Here is a 24021-nt window from a genome sequence, read left to right as displayed (position 1 = left end):
ATAACAAAAAGTGTACGAAAAAAAAACGGGCGACCTTTCCTGAAATTACAGATTAAAAATCAAAAATTCTCATTGTTAATTTTTAACTTTTAATTTTTAGCTTTTCTGTTTTAAAGGAAAGGATTCATATCATCAACTTCTGGTTCGGGAACCTTCTGTTTTTGTTTTGACTGTGGATTTGACTGTGGACTTGACTGTGGATTTGACTGTGGATTTGACTGTCGTTTTGACTGTCGCTCCGGCTTGGATTCCGGCTTGGATTCCAGCTTTGGTTCCGGCTTTGGTGCCGGCTTTGGTGCCGGCTTTGGTTCCGGCTTTGGTGCCGGCGGAGCTTGGGGCGCCACCTGCAGCTCTTCTTTCAGCAAAATGCTGTCGTCGTCCGCTTTAACCTCTTCTGGTTCTGATGATTCTACCTCTGAGATCATCTCGCTTTCAACAACAGCTCCTGACGGGGCTACCCCGCTGCGGGCTTGGTCGTAGACTGCTGTCCCCAGCGAGTATAGCAGTTGCTTGAAAGATTCGATTGCGGGGGTGAGTTCCTCGATTGTGATGTCGGGGTTAGTCATCGCTGCCCGCAAGGCTGCTGCGGCTGTTTCCGCTTCGGCCTTGAGCTCGTCACTCAACAGTTGCGCGTTGGTTTTTAAAGTTACACCACAATTATAGACGAGGGAGTCAGCTTGATTTTTGAGTTCGACGAGTAGAGCGCGCTTGATGTCCTCGTCGGCGTAAAGTTCGGCTTCTTGTCGCATCCGCTCGACTTCGGTTTCGCTCAATCCCCCTGTATTGGAAATTTGGATGCTTTGTTCTTTTCCGGTTCCCTTGTCTTCAGCAGCCACTTTGAGAATCCCGTTGGCATCGATTTCAAAGGTAACTTCGATTTGAGGTACGCCACGGGGAGCTGGGGGAATGCCTTTGAGCAGGAATTTGCCGAGACTTTTATTGTCTTTAACCAATGCCCGCTCGCCTTGGAGTACGTGAATTTCTACCGAGGTTTGCCCGTCTGCCGCCGTGCTGTACATTTGCGATCGGCTGGTGGGAATAGTTGTATTGCGCTCTATTACTTTGGTAAACACCCCGCCCAAGGTTTCGAGCCCCAGGGAAAGCGGCGTCACATCAAGCAGCAGCAAGTCTTTGACTTCACCACCCAGCACCCCGGCTTGAATTGCCGCGCCTACCGCTACAGCTTCGTCGGGATTGACGGATTTATCGGGAGAAACGCCCCCAAAATACTTGCTAATTGCCTTTTGAACTGCCGGAATCCGGGTTGAGCCTCCCACTAAAATAATCCTGTCTATGTCTTTGGGGGTCAAACTTGCGTCTTTGAGGGCTTGAGTCACCGGATCGATCGTCGCTTGCACCAAATGAGCCACCAGTTTTTCAAACTGAGCTTTGGAGAGTTCCATTTCCAAATGCTTCGGCCCTTTCTCGTCAGAAGAGATGAAGGGCAAATTGATTGAGGTGGATTCCCGGTTGGAGAGTTCGATTTTCGCTTTTTCCGCAGCTTCTCGGAGGCGCTGCAAGGCCATTTTGTCTTGTGAGAGGTCACTGCCTTCTTGAGTGCGGAAAGCTTCTACCAGCCACTGCACTATGCAGTCGTCAAAGTCATCTCCTCCGAGATGGTTGTTACCGGAGGTAGCGTTGACTTCAAAAATTCCGTCTCCCAGTTGCAGGATCGAAACGTCGAAAGTACCGCCGCCTAGGTCAAAGACCAAGATTTTCTGTTCTATATTTTGCTTGTCCAGCCCGTAGGAAAGGGCTGCCGCTGTCGGTTCGTTGACGATCCGCAGGACTTCTAGGCCGGCGATCGTACCGGCGTCTTTAGTAGCTTGCCGTTGGGCGTCTGTGAAGTACGCTGGCACTGTAATCACGGCTTGGGTAACAGTTTGTCCCAAATAAGCTTCAGCATCTTGCTTGAGCTTTTGGAGTACCATTGCCGAGATTTCTTGGGGAGTGTGAACCTTGTTCCGAATTTGGACGTTAACGGTATCGTCTTTGCCTTTTATGCAGGTATAGGGAGTCCGCGCTCGTTCTTCTTCCGTGTCGTCCCACCGCCGTCCGATAAATCGTTTTATACTGTAGACAGTATTTACAGCATTAGTTACAGCTTGCCGCTTGGCTAGTTGACCTACTAAGCGATCGCCCGCCTTGCCGAATCCTACTATACTCGGAGTTGTGCGGCCGCCCTCGGAATTGGCGATCACGACGGGTTTACCGCCCTCTAACACAGCTACGCAACTGTTAGTTGTGCCTAAGTCAATTCCAATAATTTTTCCCATAGCGCCTCATAAAACTTTGTGGGATGTTTGGAAACCTCCAACTACAGGTTGGGGGAAGAAAAACGACTCAGCTTGTTCAAACAAGCATCACCCGACCTGATTTGTAGGAAATAAACTTGATGTCAATCAGGCAATATCAAAGACGGGTAAAAACATTTTTCAGAATTTTTGGATAAAGCGCTGACCTGCTTTTAGTCATCTTTAATGTAAGAAGTTGGTGAGTCTGCCACCTTGGAACCCCCGAATTCTATTCGGGGGTAAGTGACTTTGAGGAATGCAGTAGCTTGTATCCCGATTAACCTTCCGAACTATCGGGATTTTCATCTGAGGCTACCACAGATAGCCCAGCCGCTGCAACTTTCACTTTGGCGTGCCGCAATACGCGATCGCCCAGAATGTAGCCGCGTTCTAGTTCTTGGATAATTGTTCCTTCCTCGTGTTCGTCACTTGGCTCGCTCAGCAGAGCTTCGTGGAGGTTGGGGTCAAACTGTTCGCCTTCGGGGCGCATCGGAGAAACCCCGATTTGCTTGAGGCCGTCTACCATTTGCTTGTAAACGCTTTGGTAGCTTTTGTGAATGTTCATTTCGCCATCGGTTTGCGGCTTGATGTGCGATCGAGCGCGCTCGAAATTGTCAATTACCGGCAACAGGGGTTTAATCGTGAGACACCTTGCCTGTAAATCTAGCTCTTCTTTTTCCTTTTGGGTACGCCTGCGGAAGTTCTCAAAATCTGCTGCTAGGCGGAGATTTTGATTTTTCAGTTCTTCTAGTTGAGCGGATGTGGCTTGCAACTGAGTTTTTAAAGCCTCTTTTTCATCGTTGGCCTGGGCCAGTTCCTTCTTCCAAGGCTCCGCCGCGTCTGCAGTCGGACTGTTGGTTGAACTGCCGGTGACGGTAGGCCCCGATGCGTTTGCTGGGGTGCGATCGCCCTGAGCACTTTGATAAGCTCGAGCAAGTTCGAGCTCCCAATCCGCCGATTCGTTCGAGTTTCCTGATGCCGCCGGATTTTCGCTTGCCATTGGCGAACCCTCTGGGGTGGTTTCCCCAGTTGAGTTAGGATCTTGATCTTGCTGTTTTTCCTCGTCAATCATCAGAAAAATGGGTAGAAACCCCGTCCTAAAAGGACGGCTTTACATTTTTGATTTACTACCGCCTTGGGACTGGTTGGCTCGGTGTGCTTTTGTGTTGCACTTTCAACGGGACAATTACCGCCTCAAACTTCCCAGCCCTGTACGCATAGTGTTTTGCTCTTTTCGAGCCTCCCTTGCGGGGTAATGTTAGCTTCGACAATGTTTTGAGAGCTTGTTAGGCCCAAAGCACTGTAAAGCGTGACCTTAGAACTGTTTAACCTTCAGCGACAGAGCAAGGAACTAGCTACGCATTCCAGGGTGTCGTGACTCTCAAAACGTAGGCAATTAAGCCTTAATCTGGTCAGAACGGCTTTCGAGATTTCTCTTTCAAGCCTCATGCCTGATAGCTGAGGTTCCTGACAAAAGCTGCGCGACAGAACCCTATCAATTCTAGCAGATACAGTTAACCCGGTAAATCTAGAGGACTCTAATTTAGAGTGTATGGCACAATGTGAAAAGAGGAAGTCTCGCCCGACCTGGAGACATTGCTCAAAGCTTTCCATAAAATATTCAAAGCCCCGTTTAAATATTTAGGTATAATATTATGGCATTAATGGGGCAAACCCAACGTTTGTTGGTTCCTGATTTTTAATTAACGCGATCGCCTTTACAACAATTTTTATAAGTATATTTGCCTGTTAAGTCTACTACAATATTCCCACTTAGGAGGCTTGATGTTTCAATGTTTACTTAAAACGAGAGAAACTTAAAGTTATCGTCGGTCAGACTGTGTTAGTCACAAGCTGACGCTGGCATTTGTTACCATTTGCTGAGTTTCCCAAGTCAGGAGAAAGAGCAATTTGTATGGAGTGACTAAGTAGTTAGCTGTGTGCTTGTGTAACTCAGATACTAGGTTGTTAATCTTGATGCGAATTGGGGGTGTGGTTTTTCTGAGTGGATACCGCCGAAGTCGCTTGAAGTATCGAATTTTGGCCAGTCAAATGATAGACTTTAGCTGGTCTGGCGGAGGTGTTCATCTGTAAATACGATTGATATCTAATTTGCCTCTTGCCAAGATTTTTGAACCGTCAAGCTTACCTCACAAAGGTTCGGACACCATGATAGAATCAAAGTAATATTTACTGACCCAAAACTAGAGTTGCTCAAAATTGGCCCAGGGGGCTCATGCAGCCGACGATCGGGCAGTGACCGATCGCAGATAATTAATCAAAATATATTTCAAAAGGGCGATCGAGGCTTTCGTAAAAGCTATCATCACAGAACAGAGCTCATCTTTAATTTAGTACAGCTAACCGCGCCACCACGGGCGCTGTAATTCGAGCAAACAATTTGGGAAAATAGAATTAGCCTGGGAGGGGGACACACCCCGCCCCGCTTTTCTCTCCCGGTACGGGGAACCTCCAAGTGATGTGCCCTGACGCTATAACGAGAGTATCCCGCAAGTTAATCAGGTAAGTAAGCAACTTAGCACTCAACGAACAAGATTTGATTGCAAGCACCCGCAAATCCCTCCAACATCTCGTCAATTTGTGGACGAAGCTTAGAGGGGAGTGCGAGCTTACACTGTAGAGATAGGGATTGAGCAAGAAAATCATATAGCCTTTCTCAGTAACATGAGGTGCTCATAGGGCTCCGTGGCCTCCGTGGCCTCCGTGGCCTCCGTGGCCTCCGTGGGCATAGGCATAGGACAAAGCCCCCATACCTCACAACGCTTGAGAACCCCTATAGCTGATCCATAAGCAAAGAATACGGGGGTTAAAACCCCGCCTTGGTTTTCCTCTCAGCACTCTGTGTGACTGAGTTTCCCACCTATTGAGTGTTTTTTATGACTAGCACATCCCCGCTTCGCTCCTCCACATCCATAGTTTCTGTGAGCCAATTTCCTCCGGCTCTCACCAAGATGATTCTGTCGGGTTACGTCAACGGCGAGCAAGTGAAGCAAGCTCAAATTGAAAGCCAGAAGTCGGGTAAGCGGTTGACTGAGGTATTAGAAGCACTTACCGGGCAGCCGTTGCCTCCAGAATTGCTGCGACTTTACAAGAAGCAGCAGATGTTTGAACGGAAGATAGTCTACGGCGTTGAAGCATTTGACCCGGAGATGAGCGAAATGTCTAACGAGCAACTCGGAGTTATGCTCGAGGCGTTGAAGATTTCGATCGACATTTGTCACCAAGGTCGGTTTTTACCCGTAGCGAAGACTGAAACTGAGCCGGCGGCGGTTTTAGTGGCAATGGTAGATCCCGACAACCTCAACGCCATAGAAGATTTGCGGCGGATTTTACAGCCTCACGGCTTGGCTTTGCAGCGACGGGTGATTACGCCAGACGACTATCAGGACATAACTTCGGCCTATCAAGACGAGCAAGTTAAGGTAGCAGCCAAAATAGCAGCAGCCGAAAAGCAGAGAAAGATGGATTTAGGGGAGGGAGATTTTGGCGAACTCTCCCTAGAAGAGGAGACTGCCGACCAAGAAGACCTCGCTAACACTTTGGACGATGCTGAGGCGGCTCCGGTAATTAAGGCCGTCAATATCATTTTGGCTAAAGCTTTGTCGGAAAAGGTGTCTGACATCCACGTAGAACCTCAAGAAGAGTTCATGCGGATTCGGATGCGGAAAGACGGGGTACTGCAAGAGTATTTCCGGTTTCCCAAGCAGGTAGTCGCATCGATTACCGCTCGTTTCAAGATTATTGCCAACCTGGATATTGCCGAACGCCGACAAGCTCAAGACGGCCGCATCCGCCGGGTGTTTGAGGGACGCACGGTGGATTTCCGGGTGAACTGCTTGCCTTCCCGGTACGGCGAAAAAATCGTGCTGCGGATTTTGGACAGTTCCAGCACTCAGTTGGGTTTGGGTTTGTTAATCTCCGACGAAGAAACTCTGGCTTTAGTGCGAGAAAGTGCTAGCCGTCCGTTCGGACTGATTTTGGTGACGGGGCCGACGGGTTCGGGCAAATCAACTACTCTCTACTCGATTCTGTCGGAACGGAACGATCCGGGGGTTAATATCAGTACGGCGGAAGACCCGATCGAATATGCTTTGCCAGGAATTACCCAATGTCAAGTAATTCGGGAAAAAGACTTGACTTTTTCCAACATTCTGCGGGCCTTTTTGCGGCAAGACCCTGACGTGATGCTGGTGGGGGAAACGCGGGACAAGGAAACGGCAAAAACGGCTCTGGAAGCTGCTTTGACCGGACACTTGGTGCTGACGACGCTGCACACGAACGACGCGGCCGGGTCGATCGCGCGTTTGGCAGAAATGGGCGTAGAACCGTTCATGGTTTCGGCCGCTCTGTTGGGCGTGTTGGCTCAGCGTCTGATGCGGCGCGTTTGCGACAAATGCTGCATTCCTTACCAGCCTACTGCCGCAGAACTCGGCAAGTACGGTCTGTCGCCTTCTCAAGAAATTGATCTAACTGTTTACAAAGCCAACACCATACCGGTGGAGGAAAGGAAGGAACTGGCAGAACGCGAGCAACTTTGTCGGAAGTGCGGCGGCATAGGCTACAAAGGACGGGTAGGGGTTTACGAGTTCCTGAAAAATACTGAGCGGCTTCAAACTCTGATCACTCAAGGAGCTCCCACAGAGCAAATTAAGGAAGCAGCAGTGGAAGAAGGGATGAAAACGCTACTGGCTTACAGCTTGCAGTTGGTGCGGGAAGGCGCGACTACTTTTGAAGAAGTCGAGCGTGTGACGTTTACAGACTCTGGCCTGGAGGCTGAAATGAAAGCAAAAAGCAAGCAGGGACTTACCTGCAAAACTTGTCAGGCGCAATTGAAGCCGGAGATGCTGGATTGTCCGTACTGCTTGACGCCACGCTTTTTGGATTGATTCAACAGTTAACTGTTGACTGTTAACTGAGCTAGATTGGTCAATAACTATCAATTCGATCGAGGAGAGGTATCTATGGGTCTGATGATTGAAGACGTACTGGAGTCCCTGGTAGAGCAAGGGGGTTCGGACATACATATCCAAGCGGGCGCGCCTATATTCTTCCGAGTCAGCGGGAAACTAACTCCTCAGACGCAATACGGCGACATTCTGTCTGCTGAGGAAGTGCAGATCCTAATTTTCCAAATGCTCAACAATATGCAGCGCAAGCAGTTGGAAATGGAGTGGGAACTCGACTGCGCTTACGGCGTTCGGGGATTGGCTCGGTTCCGCGTCAATGTCTACCGGGAGCGGGGTGCTTGGGCTGCTTGTATGCGGGCTCTGGCTTCTAAGATTCCTAACGCCGATGCTTTAGGCGTGCCGCAGATTTTGCGGGATCTGACGGAAAGACCCAGGGGTATGCTGTTGGTGACGGGACAAACGGGTTCCGGGAAAACTACTACGATGGCGGCGTTGTTGGATCTCGTCAACCGGACGCGGGCGGAACACATTCTAACAGTTGAAGATCCGATCGAATATGTGTTTCCTAATATCAAGAGTTTGTTTCACCAGCGCCAAAAGGGCGAAGATACAAAGAGCTTTGCTAATGCGCTGAAAGCTGCTTTGCGCGAAGATCCGGATGTAATTCTCGTGGGGGAAATGCGGGACTTGGAAACGATCGGTCTGGCAATTTCGGCGGCAGAAACGGGTCACATGGTGATGGGAACGCTGCACACTAATTCGGCTGCTGCAACGATCGATCGGATTTTGGACGTGTTCCCGCCCATTCAACAACCCCAAGTTCGCGCCCAGGTGTCTAACTCTTTGGTGGGAATTTGCAGCCAAAATTTGGTCATAAAAGTTGGGGGCGGCCGCTGCTGCGCTATGGAAATCATGGTAAATACTCCAGCTATGGCTAACTTGATCCGGGAGGGCAAAACTCCGATGATTTACTCTCAAATCCAAATGGGGGCAAAATTGGGGATGAGGACGATGGAAATGGCCCTCGCTGAACTTTACAAGAGCGGTAAAGTCACTTGGGAATCGGCAATGGCCAAGGCTTCTAAGGCTGACGAACTCGAACGCTTGATCGGCCCGGCACCTGTTGGTGATGGCAAAAAGGTAGGGGCTCATTAATTCAGTCGGCAGTCATTAGTCATTAGTTATTAGTCATTGGTCATTAGTCAGTTGGCCGTTAGCCGTTGTTATTAATTATGGGTAACAACTAACAACTAACAACTGACAACTGACACCTGACAACTGACAACTAAGTTTTAATAAATTTTCAGAGGTGAGCTGTGGCTACCAACGTTATCCGCGAAAAACCGAAAGGTGGCTTTGATTTCAGTAAGATTCAGGAGCAAATTGAATATAACCTTACCAGCCTTACTGTTAAGGATATGGCTATTTTTGCTCGTCAGTTTGCGGCTATGTTTAATGCAGGGGTGGCGATCGTTCGATGCCTTTCTGTGCTGCACGAGCAGTGTTCTAATGCTAAGCTGAAGCGAGCGCTCAGGAGCATGAATGCTGACGTGCAGGAGGGGATAAACTTGGCAGAGGCGATGGCTAAGTTTCCTGATGTTTTTGACCAACTGTTTATTAGTATGGTGGCGGCGGGAGAAGTCGGGGGGGTGCTGGATGAAACCCTAGATCGTCTGGCGGTGATGATGGAAAAAAATCACAAGACGGAGGCTGAAATTAATTCGGCGATGTCTTATCCGAAGACGGTGTTTTCTATCGCGATCGTGATTTTTTTCGCAATGACTATATTCTTGCTGCCAACTTTCGCCAAAATTTTTAAGGATATTGGTGCAGATTTGCCAGCATTTACGTTGTTTATGTTGGCAATTAGTGCATTTTGTACGGCTTGGCCTCCAATTCAACAGGTGACAGTTATTGGGGTGATTATAGCGCTCAAAATTGCCTTCGATATGTACTACAAAACTCCCATAGGTCGCCTACAAATTGATAGAATTGCGATGAAGTTGCCGATTTTTGGAGATTTGATCGAAAAATCTGCGGTGGCTCGCTTTTGCGTGATATTTGGGTCGCTGACGCGATCGGGCGTGCCGATTCTCAATTCTTTGGAAATTGTGCGAGATGTGGCGGGGAATCAGGCGATATCTAATGCGATCGAATATGCGAGACAGGAAATTCAAAGCGGTGGCATGATCAGTATTGCTTTGCAAGAACAAGCTGTTTTTCCGTCTTTGGCCATTCAAATGATGGCAATTGGGGAGGAGACAGGGGAACTTGACAAGATGCTGATGAAAGTTGGCGCTTTCTACGAAACGGAAGTGGAAGAAGCAGTAAAAGGACTTACCAGTATGCTAGAACCTCTGATGATTGTTGTCGTCGGTGGTATCGTAGGTTCGATTTTGCTGTCGATGTATCTGCCGATGTTCGCAGTGTTCCAGAAGCTGTAAAAAAGAGCTAATTAGTTATTAGTGATTAGTTAGTAGCAATTAACGCCTGACCAATGACTATTTCAATCGTCCCCAGGCTCTGCCTGGGCAGACTTTTGGAGGAGGCACATCCTCGATTAAAAGGAGAAAACAATTTGGAGGCTCTGCCTCCAAATCTTCATTACCAGGGTCTTCCCATTGGTGACAACTTACGAAAATGTCACCAAACTCAAGTAGGATAGGCAGACAGATTTAACTGCTGCCTAATCCTGGCTTTACGCTCCAGGGTAAACGCATCTTAATTTGAACCCAAAATATGCTACAGTTAAATCCGAATAAATTTCTATGTAGTTATTGTAGTTGATGGATGCTATCAATGGCAAAAGGTTTTACTCAAACTTTAAATCACCAACCAAAACAAACAGATTCATGGCCTTCGGTGAATATATTAAAGGTCAGTTTTTTAGAAAATTTTGCCAATTTGAAGACTCCCAGAAGATAAAGAATAAAAAAAATACTCAGAGATATTACAGGGGAATCGCATCTTAATTAAGGTATAATGGTGAGGGAAAATTTTTAAACATTTGACAGCATCTTTCAAGCGCAGCTCGTAAACTAAGGAATGAAAATTGAGTGCGATGCTGATAGCGAGCTAAGCACTCATCAGCGGTTCCACCTAGTTGATTTATCTCCATCAGGTGTTCTTGCCTAGGGCGTGTATTCCAACTATAACCACAACAGAATGCAGGCGATCGCGATCGTGGCTGTATAATTGGCAGGCAGCTTCTCATATCGAATAGCGCTCCGACTCCATTGCTTGAGTCGCTTGATAGCACGTTCCACAATGTTCCGTTGGCGCTAGATTTGACGACAGCCTTTTTCCATCTGCCTGAGTGAGGGATACCTGCCGGGAGTCCATTCCCAGTTTAACTGCTTGTTGGTCGCCGATCCCGTCTCCACCGCAGCCATACATCTGGCCTGTGCATTTTCTGTCATTTGTCAAGTACAATTTATACCAAATCAGATGCGATTACCCTGCACTAATAACCAATAAATATGGTTCACTTTAACGTTGGTTTTCAACACTTTAACTCCTTCGCTGATATTACGCTATCCCTGGCGAAAACTTTACACCAAATGGGAATTCCTATTTCGGTCGAACCATCAACAATAGCCTCTCATCTCAGTCGCCATTCCACAGCAGAAGAAAACCACCTGCTAGAAAAGTGGATGAACACCGCACCCTCAGATTTATTTCATATCAAATGGTCTCATTATTGGAAACCTTATTTTTTAAAAGAACTCAACGGACATCTCAACTTAGAACTTTTTGCGATCAATTACGAATTCGCCAAAAACCATGAGGATTATGATTACTGGATTTACGATGCTGTTAACACTGCATCTCACAAACTAGCCGTCAGCGAATATTCTAAAAACGTTTTAATACAAGCTGGATGTCCTGCGGCTAACGTATCCGTCATGCCTCTAGGTTTCAATCCTTTAATCTCGCAACTCTATTTGCCCCGATCCCCAAAAAAACCAAAAGATGTAAAACATATTCTGCACATGACCAATTCTTTTGATTTCTATAGATTTGGCACGGATCTGGTCATTCAAGCTTTTTGGGAAGAGTTTAAAGATGATTCTAACGTAGAGTTAATAATCAAAGATGGAGGTAAAAATCCAGATGTTATAGTGGAACATCTCGCCAATATCGAAAAGCAGCTCGGCAAGTTAAAGGCAAAAATTCTGATAATCCCTAAATTTTATAATAAAGCAGAACTAGCTGATTTATACTTGTCAGCAGATGCTTTTTTAGCTCCGTTTCGCGGGGAGGGTTTTGCGATTAAAATTTTGGATGCCTTTGCAGCAGGTTTGCCCGTTGCTATGACTATGTACGGCGGCCCGACTGAGTACGCCAATGCGGATAACTGCTATCCCATTGCTTACGATCTAATTCCGGTCGGAAAGTGTTACGATACTCAGTATCTAAAAATCAGAAATTCTCCTCATTGGGCCGAGCCAAATATTCAGTCTGTTCGCGAACAGTTACGAAAAATTGTTGAAGACCCGATGCGTTTTCGGGTAGGTCAAAAAGCTAGAGAGACGGCGGATTTATTTAATTGGGAAGCTGCCGCTCAAAAATTGTTAAGATTAATGCGAAAGTTGTTTTAGGATCGGAAATTATGGGACTCGAACGCAAAATGTTTAGGGGAATGTTTTCAGCGGGGGAAGTGGTACGATTGAAACAGCCTTGTTTTACTTCCGGGCGATTGTTTGAGCCAGGAAAATATAACGCTGATGAGTTGCCCGATATCGCTTTTGATATGGGTTTGGTAGACCATTTGCCACCAGTCAAAGGCAACTGTTCAGAAAATCTCAATGTTCAGAACCCGCCAGATCAAAACCTTGAGGACTAAACTCCCGTTTGCAGTAAGGACTTCAGTCCTAAAAATCCCCGTTTGTAGTAAGGACTTTAGTGCTGAAAATTAAAATAAATAATCAAAGACTCAAGTCCTGACTGCAAAAAAGATAAAGCCAATTTAACCATTTTGCTCTATCTGGGCAATTAACTCTTTCAAAACTTGACTAGCTTTATCGTTCTCAATCTGACAAGTTCCGGCATTCTGGTGCCCACCGCCGCCATATCTTAACATTAACTCCCCAATATTAGTTTTTGAAGTTTTGTTAAAGATTGACTTGCCAACTGCGAAAACAGTATTTTGTTGTTTCAGTCCCCAAAGTACGTGAATCGATATATTGCAATCGGGGAACAAAGCGTATATTACAAAACGATTCCCTGCATATATCACCTCTTCGTTACGCAAATCCAAAACAACTAAATTATTATAAACTTTGGCGCATCGCTGTATTTGCTCTTTAAATTTTTCTTCTTGCTCGAAGTAGAGGTCTACTCTTTCTTTTACATCAGGAAGCTGCAAGATTTCCTCGATGGTATGATATTTGCAGTAATCGATTAACTGCATCATTAACTGATAATTGGAAACGGTAAATTCTTTAAACCTTCCCAACCCCGTTCGGGCGTCCATTATGAAGTTTAACAGCACCCATTCTTGCGGCTGCAGAACCTCTTCTTTCGCAAATTGAGCGGAATCTGATTTGTCAACGGCCAGCATCATCGCCTCAGAAATATCAGGAAACTTTGCTTGACCTCCATAATATTTGTACAGTACCCTAGCCGCCGAAGCTGCATAGGGATCGATGATGTGGTTAATTTTGATTTTCTCGTGTCTAAGAGTTTCGCTGAAATGGTGATCGAAAGCTAGATGAACTCCCTCCACATAGGGTAAATTGGTGCTAATATCGTTATTTGTTATTTCGATTTTCCCATCCTGCATATCTTTAGGATGCACGAATTTAATCTCGTCGATCATATCGAGTTCTTTGAGCAAAACGGCACAGACAAGACCGTCAAAATCGCTGCGGGTGACTAATCTGTATTTTTTAGTGAGTGGCATATGCTTCTGTGATAGGCAGGGACTGATTATAAGACAATATAACTTATTACCCGATCGCTTTCCAATATGAACGCAGACCCTTACGCTTGGATAGAGAAGTCTCTCGACACTATTCGCCGTGCCGATTGGTATCGATCGCCACAATCGATCGAAAGTTCCCCTGGGCCTGTGGTAAAGTTAGCAGGCCACAGGCTGATTAACTTTGCCAGCAACGATTATCTGGGACTTGCCGGCGATGACAGGTTAATCCAAGCTGCTATGGCTGCAACTAAGGAATTTGGTACGGGTGCGACGGGTTCGAGGTTGGTCAGCGGACACCGCGATTTGCACCGACAGCTAGAACAAGCTATTGCTAAGTTAAAACAAACTGAAGATGCTTTAGTATTCAGTTCGGGATATTTGGCGAATCTAGGGGCGATCGCATCCGTTGTCGGCAAGCGCGATTTGATATTATCTGACAAGTACAACCATTCGAGCCTGAAAAACGGAGCCACACTCAGCGGTGCAACTGCCCTAGAGTACAGTCACTGCAATCTTGAGGATTTAACGGCCAAGCTAGAGCAAAATCGCGCGAGATACCGCAAGTGTTTAATTATTACCGATAGCGTCTTTAGCATGGATGGGGACTTGTGTCCGCTGCCGCAGTTGTTGGCTGTGGCCGAAACCTTTAACTGCATGGTATTAGTAGATGAAGCTCACGCTACAGGAGTTTTCGGTGCTAGCGGTGCCGGTTGTGCAGAACATTTCGGGTGTACGGGAACACCGCTGATTCAAGTGGGGACACTCAGCAAAGCTTTGGGAAGTTTAGGTGGTTACGTTGCGGGCTCTGCTGCTTTAATTGATTTTCTGCGTAATCGAGCTCCGAGTTGGATTTATACTACAGCATTGACGCCTGCTGACGCGGCGGCTGCTTTGGAAGCTGTGAGAATTGTACAGCAAGAACCAGAACGCCGAGTTCGGTTGCGACAAAATATCAAAACTTTCAAATATTGCGCCATTACCAATCACCAATTACCAATTAGCAATTGCCTCTCCCCAATTTTCAGTCTTCCGTTAAAAGATGCAGCCTCCGCTTTAACAGTCGGCAGCAAACTCAAGGAGATGGGTATTTTTGCTCCCGCCATTCGGCCTCCGACTGTAAGTGTGAGTCGAATTCGGATTTCGCTGATGGCAACTCACGAGCTCGCACACCTTCAGCAGTTGGTAGAGGCGCTGCTGCAAGTTTTGAGTTTTGAGTAAATGTAGGGTGCGTACCGCGCACCGCTTGACTAAATGTAAATGTTGGGCATCGGGCATCGGGCATCGGGCATCGGCCTAATGACTACTGACTTCTGATTGTCAAGATATCGCTATTGACTTATGACCAATCTTATACAGGAGTTTGGTCGATCGGTCAACAACTGTAAATTTTTTGTAAATTTAGATACTTTTTGGAATTTAGCGCTATATTAGAGAAGTAGCAGGTACACCAAATTTTATATAAGGAACGTCCACCATGAACACAAATCGTCAAAACGTAAAAAAAGTAGCAGAAACCCACCGCGCTAACATTCACAAGCAACTGATGCACCGCATAGAGGTAGCGAGATCCAGTGGCAATCAAGATTTGGTTCGGGTGCTTGAAGAGGAAATGAGACAGCTTTAAAAAAGTTGCAACTATAATTTGCCCGTAGTTTGGTTTAGAGGGTTGTGCGAGAAATGCAGAATTCCGGCAACCGCTACCTGTGAAGTTTTGACTCCTCTCTTAGTTGGTAGGAAAAATCCCGGTTTCTTCAAGAAACCGGGGTTTTTTATTGAGAAGGAAGAAGAAAGAAGGAAGAGGGAACAATCCTGGACGCCCAAACTTTATCTGTAGAGTGCGCCTCGCCCCCCAGAGACTCTACAAATAGCGCAGTCAACCATTTTTTGCCTTAGTTATTAAGTCAGAAGGAAGAGGGAAGAAAAGACAACAGGAGTTATACTGCATTCCTTGTATTTTTATCTGTAGTAAACTGTGCCGAGGCGCGCCCTACTAATAACTACAGGACTTACCCCACTCGCACATGGTGAGGGCGCACCCTCACCCATCACTTGAACCAGTCCGGATCGATCGCAAGTTGACAGTCGCGACTAAAGACCAAACTCAATAATCGCACGAATGACGTACACTCATGTGTGTGCTATTCGTTAGAAAATTGAGCAATTTCTTAGGGAACTCAAGCAATTAACCGGGAGAGAATCTTGCCAGTCCCTTCAAGCTATAATTCAAACAAATCATATTGCTTGCCATGAACTTGTGTGGGGTAGGCGCTCAAAAGTTGAGCGGATAAAACAGGTCAAATAATATATCAAATTAAACACGGGATTCTATCAAATCATTGAAGTGAGCAACTAAAAATTCCCGATTTTCTGATGTTTATTGAAGTGAGCAACTAAAAATTCCCGATGTGCTGATGTTTATTGTCTAATTTTAGGGTGCTGGTACACAGATATGTGGCAGTTGCGTAAGTCCTGGTAATATTGAAGACGGATTGAGATAGATTTTCATGGTTGACTGGGAAAGGCAGCTTTCCCAAAATTTAAGACTAGCAAAAATGCTTAACGGAAAAAGTTAAAAGCTATAAAGCTGAACATCAGGGTCGCGACAGCAAAATTCCCAAAATAATATGTAAAACTGATGGCGACAGACATCCGACACCAGCCGGAAAACGGCTACCACTCAGAACCAACTCAGCCTTACCCAACAGACAATCTCAATAGACGATCGCTCATGCGACTGCCCCGAAGCCTGAGTGCCGTCGAAACATCGGGCTTTGGCCTCACTGGTCACGCCAATTGGTTTACCATCGCCACAGCGATCCAAGCAGCGATTGGGCCTAGCGCCATCTTTATCTGGTTGCCCGGTATCATCATGGGTATGATGCTGAACCTACAGGTAAAACGCATCGGCGAGTATTTCCCAGACATGGCTGGGGGAACGCCCAACTATACCGCGCGGCTACTGAAAAATTATCCAGGTCTGGGAAGTTATGCAGCGATCGGCTACTTTTTAAGCTGGGTATCAACACTGCCAATTTCTGCGATCGTACTGACACAGCTCATCAAAGTCAACCTCAATAGTTTAGGTTTTAGGTGTCCTGAAACTTTACTAAATATTACCTTCACGCTCCTACCCTTCATTTTGACCTTCAGTGGCACTCGCGCCTTAAGTATTCTGCTCGCCTTTTTCGTGTTACCGACAGTCGGCGTACTATCCGTTTTTTCGATTCACGGTCTATTGTGGTTAGCTTTTTCGTCAAACAGTCCCGGCTTTTTCCCCACCATTTGGCCGGAATTCACCTTTATTGACTGGGCTAAATGGTTTTACTTTGCTACCTACATTTTCTACTGCTGTGACTCCGCTGCCAGTTTCGTAGCGGATAGCCGCAACCCTACTAAAACGCTGCAGTTTCTCAAAATTTCCGCACTGGCGATGCTGCCTGTTATTTTGGGAGGTGCTTGGGTACTGATGCGCTTGGCTACCGCTCCCGATCTGAAAGATGACGTATTCTTGAATGTATTAGCTGCCTGTCAGGTATTATGGGGGCCCTGGGTTCCCACCCTCGTCACCTTTCTGGTCGTCGCAAGCTGTCTTCTGAGTTGCGCGACAATTGTTTCCAACTGCCCCCGGATGCTGTACCAACTTGCGGTAGATGGGCATATTTCGCCAACATTCGCAGTTGTATCCCGACGGGGTGTATTTGGATTTGGCCTTGTCTTTGTTCTGGTTCTGAGTTTAATCTGTCTAGCTTGGGGAAATGTACCTCGGCTTGTGGCGATTACTAATGTTGGCTTAGTTGTCTGCCTAATGATGTTCCATCTCTCACTGTGGCTGCGGCGGGATCAGCCAGAAGTTCGGTGGCCTGGGTGGTCGCTGGGCTTTTTCGTAGTAGATGCGGTGGTTCTAGTCGTGGGAGGCTTAGCTTGGGGCTGGCAAGACTTTATCATTGGGTTGTTTTTTCCCCTTGCCGTTTTAGCAGTGGATGCAGGGATAAGTCGCATTGCTTTTGCCCCCTTCCATCCCTCGTGGTGGATTCGGCTTTACCGCAACAGAAGCAAGAGCAAAATGCCAGATTTTGTGGCGTTTCAGGTTGTAATTTTGATCTTGCTGATTGTGAGCGCCGTCGCTGTCGGCTGGATTTTTGGCTTCAAATTATATGCTAACTCTACTGTTGGCTTGAATTTATTCGTAGTGCTATTGGTGACAGTTGCTTTTATTGGGGTGGCAGTTGCCTGTTGGACGAGCTTACCCCAGGTCGTCTCAATGGAAGAGGCACGAGAGGGAGCAGAACAGCTCTTTACCATTGCCCTAGATGGTATTGTAGTGCTGGATGAAAATGGTGTCATTCGTCAGACAAATCCCGCTGCTGAAAGCGTCTTCGGCATAGATTCTACTGGGCTAATTGGGTCTTACCTGAACAAATTATTGCCACGATTAGGGGATCAGCCAGAGCAGTGGCTCAGTCGCAGTGAACAGACTTTCAACTTCTCCGATGGTAGTTCGCGCATTCTAGAAGTTGCCATCTCCGATCGATTCTCTCAAGACGCTTCCCTTTCCAATCAGGATCTGCAACAATATGTGGCGATCGTCCGCGATATCACCGATCGCAAGCAAGCCCAGGAAGCCCTGCAAAAAGCTAATGAGGAACTAGAAATCAAAGTCGAGGAGCGTACATCTGAACTCACCCATACTGTGGAGCAATTGCAGAATGAAATTGAAGAGCGCCAGCGGATCGAAGAAAATCTCAGAGCCATGCAAAATCAGATTATCGTGCAAGAAAAACTCGCTTCTCTGGGCAGTTTAACAGCAGGGATTGCCCACGAAATCAGGAACCCCTTAAACTTTGTAAACAATTTTTCAGAAGTTTCTGCTGAATTAACCGAAGAACTTTTACAAGAAATTGAAAATCAAACTGAACGGTTAGAACCAGAAACAAGTGAGTATATTGCTGAGCTATTAACCGATCTAAAAGCCAATCTCCAAAAAATCAATCAACACGGTCAAAGAGCCGACAGAATCGTCGGCAATATGCTTTTGCATTCTCGCGGACAAAGTGGTCATTGGGAAGCCACAGATATAAATACTTTATTAGAAGAATATGTCAATCTAGCCTATCACGGGATGCGAGCCAAGGAGGCTTCTTTTAACATTATCATAAAAAGCGGCTACGATAATGATATTGGCAAAGTAGAAGTCGTGCCACAAGACATTTCCAGGGTTTTTCTTAACATTATTAACAATGCTTGCTATGCAGCCCATAAAAAGAAACAAGAAATGGGAGAAGAATTTTCACCCCAGCTTGATGTCAGAACTCGAAATCTGGGTTCGGCGGTTGAAATTCGCATTCGCGATAACGGGCCGGGTATGACGCCCGATGTACTCGATAAAATTTTCAATCCCTTTTTTACTACAAAGCCTGCTGGGGAAGGGACTGGTCTAGGTCTATCTATGAGTCACGATATTATCGTCCAGCAGCATCGCGGAGAACTAAAAGTAGAAACAGAAGTAGGAAATTACACAGAATTTATAATTACATTGCAAAAAAAAATAGTCGAAGTTAAGGACTAAAAAAAATGAAAGTAATGGTTGTAGACGACGAAGAAGATATTCAGTCATTGTTCAAACAAAAATTTAGAAAAGAAATCAAAGCAGGGCAACTTCACTTTTATTTTGCCCTGTCGGCAGAGGCAGCTTTAAACTACTTAGAAAGCCAGGAAAAAGCGTCTATTGTCTTGATTTTATCCGATATTAATATGCCTGGTATGAATGGGCTAGAACTGCTGAAGCTTATCAAAGAAAAATTTCCCGATCTAAAAGTTTTTATGATTACCGCTTATGGAGATGAGATAAATTACCAAACCGCTATGGAATATGGAGCTGATGACTATATTACTAAGCCCGTTAACTTTGACGAATTAAAAGAAAAAATCTTCACAATATGGAGGAGCCACAATTAGCTTAGGAATAAAAATCAAACAACTTGCCTACACAAAATTTATAGGATATAAATATGCCAATTAAAATACTATTTGTGGATGACGAGCTTGATTTAGAATGTCTGATTTGCCAAAAATTTAAAAAAAATATCCGCACGGCAGGATGGCAGTTGTTTTTTGCCCATAATGGCGTAGAAGCCCTGGAAAAATTGAAAGAACACCCGGATCTAGATATGGTAGTGACGGATCTTAATATGCCTGAAATGGATGGTCTGACTTTACTCTCTAAACTTAATCAAATAGACCTACCCCTGAAAACAATAGTTATATCAGCCTATGGCGACATGAAAAATATAAGAAATGCAATGAACTTAGGTGCCTTTGACTTTCTGACTAAACCGATAGATTTTCTGGATTTAGAAATTACCATCCACAAAACGCTGCGCGACGTGCAACAGTTAAAAGAAAACCAGCGCTTGCGACAATCAGAAGCTAGCGCTAGAGAACAAGCTCAGGATTTACAACAAAGTCTGCAAGAGCTAAAAAATACCCAAGCTCAACTGATTCAGACTGCAAAAATGTCTTCTTTGGGTCAACTGGTTGCGGGGATTGCTCATGAAATTAACAACCCCGCTAATTTTATCTCTGGCAATATTAGCCACGTCAGTGATTATATCCAAAACCTACTGCACCTGCTGCATCTCTATCAGCAGCAGTACACCCCTCCCAGTTCTGAGATTCAAACTGAAATCGAAGCCATAGATTTAGAATTTATGATAGCAGATTTATCCCAAATTCTGGCTTCGATGAAATGTGGTGTTGACCGTATTCACAAGATTGTTTTGTCTTTACGCAACTTTTCGAGGCTTGATGAAGCTAACATAAAGTCTGTTGATATTCACGAAGGGATCGAAAACAGCCTGCTGATTTTGAATAATAGACTTCAAACAACGACAGCGCGTCCAGAGATTCAAGTGATCGAGGAGTACAGCAATCTGCCTTTAGTGGAATGCTATGCTGGAGAACTCAACCAGGTGTTTATTAACATTGTTTCTAATGCGATCGATGCTTTGAATGAGTACAATAAACAACGGTCACTAGATGACATCTTAGCTCACCAACTCGCCCTTACTATTCGCACTATTCTGCTAGAGGAAAAATCCCGTGTCGTCATTCAAATTCGGGACAATGGGGTGGGAATGACCCCAGATGTGAAAGACCGTATTTATGAACCTTTTTTTACTACTAAGCCTGTAGGTCAGGGTACTGGTTTGGGTCTCTATATCAGCTACCAAATTATAGTGGAGAAGCATGGGGGCGCATTGAAGTGTGTTTCAGAGATGGGGGAGGGAGCGGAGTTCTCGATGGAAATTCCAATCAGACAAACTAAGGCTGAACTTGATTTGAGCTAATCGATCGGCCTCTACCAAACGAGAGAGCCTATTACAGCCGTCCGGTTTGCCCTGGTAAAAATCAGCCTTTTCATTACTCCTAAAATAATTTATAATAGAACTTAAAGTATATAAATATTATTCGGATAAGTTAATTAATCAAATGAGAAAAAATGTCGTATACAACCGAAAGGGCTCGCAATATGCCAGCTAAAATATTATTTGTGGATGACGAACCCGATTTAGAATCTTTAATTTGCCAGAAATTTAGAAAAAAGATACGCGCAGGAGAATACCAAGTTTTTTTTGCACATAATGGCGTAGAAGCGCTTTCAAAGTTGCAAGAGGAGCCGGATATAGATATTGTACTGACAGATATTAATATGCCAGTCATGGATGGCATGGCTTTGCTAGCGAAACTTAACGAGCTAGTTACTATGGTCAAAACAGTAGTTATATCTGCTTATGGCGACTTGGGAAATATTAGAAAGGCAATGAATGGTGGGGCATTTGATTTTTTGACTAAGCCTATAGATTTTCAGGATTTAGAAATTACTATTAACAAAACTTTGCAGCACGTGCAAGAACTAAAAGAAAACGAACGCTTGCGCCAAGAAAGAGAGGACAAATTGCGGCACTCAGAAGTGCGAGAGCGAGAAAAAGCTATCCAACTAGAACTCGCAATGCAAAATTTACAGCGCACCCAAGCTCAGCTTATTCAGACTGAAAAAATGTCTAGCTTAGGACAGTTAGTTGCTGGTGTTGCCCACGAAATTAATAATCCCGTTAATTTTATCTATGGCAATTTAACTTATGTCAATGAGTATACTCAGCATTTATTGGGTTTAATTAACCTTTACGAGCAGCACGATGCTCATAAGCACCCTGAAATCGCAGCTTTAATTAAGAACATAGAGCTAGAATTTATCAGAGAAGATCTGCCTAAAATGCTATCTTCGATGAAAGTAGGGGCTGAACGTATCCGTCAGATTGTGCTGACGTTGCGGAACTTCTCGCGCCTTGACGAAGCTGAGATGAAACCCGTTAATATTCACGATGGCATCGACAGCAGTATAGTTATTTTGCAGAGTCGGCTCAAGCCTAAGCCTGATTGTCCACCTATTCAAATTATTCAAGAATACGGAGATTTGCCAAAAATAGAATGTTATGTCGGTCAGTTGAATCAGGTATTTATGAATTTGCTGAGCAATGCAATTGATGCCTTGAATCAGTATGATAAAAAACGCAGCCCAGAGCAAATTAAAAACGACCCAAGTACGATTACGATTCGTACTTCTATGCTGAATCCGGATTGGGTAAGAATCAGTGTTAAAGACAATGGGCTGGGGATAACAAGCGAGGTAAGGTCGAATCTATTTACTCCTTTTTTCACAACTAAACCTGTTGGTCAAGGCACGGGTTTGGGATTATCTATTAGCTATCAGATTGTGGTGGAGAAGCACGGCGGAGATTTGAAGTGTTTATCACAGCCAGAGCGGGGTGCAGAATTTGTGATTGAGATTCCCATTAGGCAGAGCGAGCGGGTAGAGATGAAGGCGAGTTAAGGGGAATAAAATTGGCTAAAAGAACGCGAAATCAGTAAAAGTCTAGCTTATTCGTTGTGCTAATTGATGTGCGGAAATTGACACCTTTGGTAACGGTAGCCTCCGGCATCGCACTCAGCGCGAGTGAAAGTCAATAGTAAATTTTGAGTCGGTTGTCAACTTGTTAGTACCCCGGAATGGTTAAGGTGAGGGCGCGATCGCACCCTCACCTTAACCAGTTTCGTAAGTCTTGAACTAATAACTAATGACTAATGACTAATGACTAATGACTAATGATTACCTTCCTCCGACGACGACATTTTTAATCCGCAGATGAGGGCCGCCGACACTTACGGGCAAGCCACTCTGGCCGCCTTTACCACAACCGCCGTAGGCATAAACCGAGTCGTTTCCTATAGACTCAATATCCTTTAAAGTCTGAAATACATTGCCGCTTAAAGTGACATCGCTCACTGGTTCAGCCAATTTGCCGTCGCGAATCATAAAACCTTGAGCCGCTGCAAAGGTAAACATTTCGCCGTTGGTTTGTCCTCCCAACATCCGCACTGCATAAACTCCTTCGTCAATGTCGGCAACCATTTCGTCAAAAGAATGTTCGCCAGACTCGATCGCAGTATTAGTCATCCGCACCAAAGGCATAAAAGTAGCACTCAGAGCCCGGGCATTTCCCGTCGGACTTTCGCCCATTTTGCCCGCAGTCTCGCGATTGTGCATCCGAGCCGCTAAAACTCCATTTTTAATTAAATGCTTGCACTGAGCCGGCACGCCTTCGTCGTCATATTTCAAAGTTCCCGGCAATCCCGGCACAGTTGCGTCGTCAATTACATTCAATTGTTCGATCGCCACAGGCTTGCCCAAAGTCAACAATTCCTGCATTTTCGGGTTTTCGTAAATGCCGTCTGCTTCCGACAAATGCCCGAAAGCTTCGTGAATAAAAACCCCCGACAAATAAGGGTCTAAAATCACCGGATACTGACCGCCTTTCACCGATTTTGCCTCTAATTGGCCTACAGCTCGAACGGCAGCACTCTTAACACGATCTTCAATATTTGTCAAGACATCGTAATCCGATCGCGAGTGAATCGACTCAAACCCTTGGCGGACGACACCGCCCTCGCCGCGGGCGATCGCTCCGAAACGCCCGGTCACGTCCAAGCGCTCTTGAGCGATGCAAGTACCTTGAGAATTCACAAAATAAGTAATCCCAAATCTATCGCTGTAACCTGCCATTGTTGTCTGAATTCGCGGGTCGTAATCTAACAGCAACTGATTGTAAGATTCGAGCAATTTCCGCTTTTCGGCTAGAGTAATAGAGCGCGGGTCGCGGCCCAATTCCACCGCTACATAATCTTGAATCGGGGTGACATCTGCTAGTAGAGTTTTTTCGCTGCCAACCAAACGAGACTGGACTACAGCTTCTTCAATGCGGTCTTTTAACTCATCTAAACCGTTAAAAGTTACAAAACTCCAGCCACCTTTGTGACAGGCGCGGATGCCGCCGGCGAGACTAAAACTGCGGTTTACAGCATCTAACTGAGGGCCGCGAAAACTAATCGCAGTTGACTCGCTTTGTTCGAGGCGAACTTCTAGATAATCTACGCGATCGCGGTAAGGTGCGATCGCTTCCATCAACTGTTCTTGCATCAAATTGCCCCTATGATAGATTCGGCGTAGCGCTGAAAAAAATTATTGCTAACCTTATTTTAGCTAATAACTCCCGTCTTTCGGGTGCGCGTTCCCCCACCGCTCTGGTGCGGCAGCGCGCACCCTACCCGATAAATGGCGAGTCAGTCGATTTGAGATTTAAAACTTTGTCCACACAACTGATGATTAGAAGCTTGCCGATCGCCGACGTTCGGCGGGTTTCCTAAAACACAAAAAACTCGCGCCCGCTTGCGAAAAGCCCGGTATGGCGAAAATCTTGCATTTGGCTAGAGAAATCAAACTAAACTAAATCTATCTAAATATCTAAAAAATATACCT

17 protein-coding genes are annotated in these 24021 nt (G+C 45.6%); 11 read left to right on the top strand and 6 right to left on the bottom strand.

Going from position 1 to position 24021, the window contains the following annotated elements; genetic code table 11:
• Positions 1–110 precede the first annotated feature (110 nt).
• Complete coding sequence (gene dnaK, locus QUA00_RS04955; protein ID WP_333408877.1) at positions 111–2276, bottom strand: molecular chaperone DnaK; 2166 nt, start codon at positions 2274–2276, stop codon at positions 111–113.
• A 295-nt stretch (positions 2277–2571) separates the two neighbouring features.
• The gene (gene grpE / locus QUA00_RS04950) at positions 2572–3366 is read right to left on the bottom strand and encodes a nucleotide exchange factor GrpE (RefSeq protein ID WP_333145352.1); all 795 of its coding nucleotides are present in this window, start codon (positions 3364–3366) and stop codon (positions 2572–2574) included.
• Between the two features lie 1825 nt (positions 3367–5191).
• Here grpE and QUA00_RS04945 point away from each other — a divergent pair.
• From QUA00_RS04945 to QUA00_RS04935, 3 genes are all read left to right on the top strand, one after another.
• The gene (locus QUA00_RS04945) at positions 5192–7201 is read left to right on the top strand and encodes a GspE/PulE family protein (protein ID WP_333145353.1); all 2010 of its coding nucleotides are present in this window, start codon (positions 5192–5194) and stop codon (positions 7199–7201) included.
• A 75-nt stretch (positions 7202–7276) separates the two neighbouring features.
• Positions 7277–8377 (top strand): type IV pilus twitching motility protein PilT, encoded by a 1101-nt coding sequence (locus QUA00_RS04940; protein ID WP_333145355.1) that lies wholly within the window; start codon positions 7277–7279, stop codon positions 8375–8377.
• A 161-nt stretch (positions 8378–8538) separates the two neighbouring features.
• Positions 8539–9666: a type II secretion system F family protein gene (locus QUA00_RS04935; RefSeq protein WP_333145356.1), complete on the top strand. Its 1128-nt coding sequence runs from the start codon at positions 8539–8541 to the stop codon at positions 9664–9666.
• A gap of 705 nt (positions 9667–10371) precedes the next feature.
• Here QUA00_RS04935 and QUA00_RS04930 read toward each other — a convergent pair.
• Together QUA00_RS04930 and QUA00_RS04925 are read right to left on the bottom strand one after the other, a co-directional pair.
• A complete protein-coding gene (locus QUA00_RS04930) occupies positions 10372–10491 on the bottom strand; it encodes a hypothetical protein (RefSeq protein ID WP_333300915.1) in 120 nt (39 codons plus the stop codon).
• A 12-nt stretch (positions 10492–10503) separates the two neighbouring features.
• Positions 10504–10641 (bottom strand): hypothetical protein, encoded by a 138-nt coding sequence (locus QUA00_RS04925; protein WP_333408876.1) that lies wholly within the window; start codon positions 10639–10641, stop codon positions 10504–10506.
• Between the two features lie 60 nt (positions 10642–10701).
• Between QUA00_RS04925 and QUA00_RS04920 the strand changes: the two genes are divergently transcribed.
• Together QUA00_RS04920 and QUA00_RS04915 are read left to right on the top strand one after the other, a co-directional pair.
• Entirely contained in the window at positions 10702–11823 is a 1122-nt protein-coding gene (locus QUA00_RS04920) for a glycosyltransferase family 4 protein (protein WP_333145358.1), read from the top strand.
• A gap of 11 nt (positions 11824–11834) precedes the next feature.
• Complete coding sequence (locus QUA00_RS04915) at positions 11835–12068, top strand: hypothetical protein (protein WP_333408875.1); 234 nt, start codon at positions 11835–11837, stop codon at positions 12066–12068.
• A 123-nt stretch (positions 12069–12191) separates the two neighbouring features.
• Here QUA00_RS04915 and QUA00_RS04910 read toward each other — a convergent pair whose 3' ends face one another.
• Complete coding sequence (locus QUA00_RS04910) at positions 12192–13127, bottom strand: exopolyphosphatase (protein ID WP_333145360.1); 936 nt, start codon at positions 13125–13127, stop codon at positions 12192–12194.
• A 66-nt stretch (positions 13128–13193) separates the two neighbouring features.
• Here QUA00_RS04910 and bioF point away from each other — a divergent pair, with 66 nt between their 5' ends.
• The 6 genes from bioF to QUA00_RS04880 all read left to right on the top strand — a co-directional run bounded on the left by bioF (position 13194) and on the right by QUA00_RS04880 (position 22038).
• Positions 13194–14366, top strand: coding sequence for an 8-amino-7-oxononanoate synthase (gene bioF / locus QUA00_RS04905; RefSeq protein WP_333408874.1), 1173 nt, complete (start codon positions 13194–13196; stop codon positions 14364–14366).
• Positions 14367–14622: 256 nt separating this feature from the next.
• Positions 14623–14772 (top strand): arginine synthesis PII-interacting regulator PirA, encoded by a 150-nt coding sequence (pirA, locus tag QUA00_RS04900; RefSeq protein ID WP_172185012.1) that lies wholly within the window; start codon positions 14623–14625, stop codon positions 14770–14772.
• 1011 nt (positions 14773–15783) lie between these two features.
• Complete coding sequence (locus QUA00_RS04895; protein WP_333408873.1) at positions 15784–18714, top strand: ATP-binding protein; 2931 nt, start codon at positions 15784–15786, stop codon at positions 18712–18714.
• Positions 18715–18719: 5 nt separating this feature from the next.
• Positions 18720–19103, top strand: coding sequence for a response regulator (locus tag QUA00_RS04890; RefSeq protein WP_333145364.1), 384 nt, complete (start codon positions 18720–18722; stop codon positions 19101–19103).
• 53 nt (positions 19104–19156) lie between these two features.
• Positions 19157–20494, top strand: a complete 1338-nt coding sequence (locus tag QUA00_RS04885) for an ATP-binding protein (protein ID WP_333145365.1) — start codon at positions 19157–19159, stop codon at positions 20492–20494.
• 182 nt (positions 20495–20676) lie between these two features.
• A complete protein-coding gene (locus tag QUA00_RS04880; RefSeq protein WP_333408871.1) occupies positions 20677–22038 on the top strand; it encodes an ATP-binding protein in 1362 nt (453 codons plus the stop codon).
• Between the two features lie 276 nt (positions 22039–22314).
• Here QUA00_RS04880 and QUA00_RS04875 read toward each other — a convergent pair whose 3' ends face one another.
• Complete coding sequence (locus QUA00_RS04875; RefSeq protein ID WP_333106075.1) at positions 22315–23682, bottom strand: TldD/PmbA family protein; 1368 nt, start codon at positions 23680–23682, stop codon at positions 22315–22317.
• Positions 23683–24021: the final 339 nt, after the last annotated feature.

Origin of the sequence: Microcoleus sp. T2B6, from assembly GCF_036700475.1 — a bacterium.
GTDB lineage: Bacteria > Cyanobacteriota > Cyanobacteriia > Cyanobacteriales > Microcoleaceae > Microcoleus.
The sequence above is the reverse complement of the archived record's forward strand: the minus strand, read 5'-3'. Positions and strand labels throughout refer to the sequence as shown.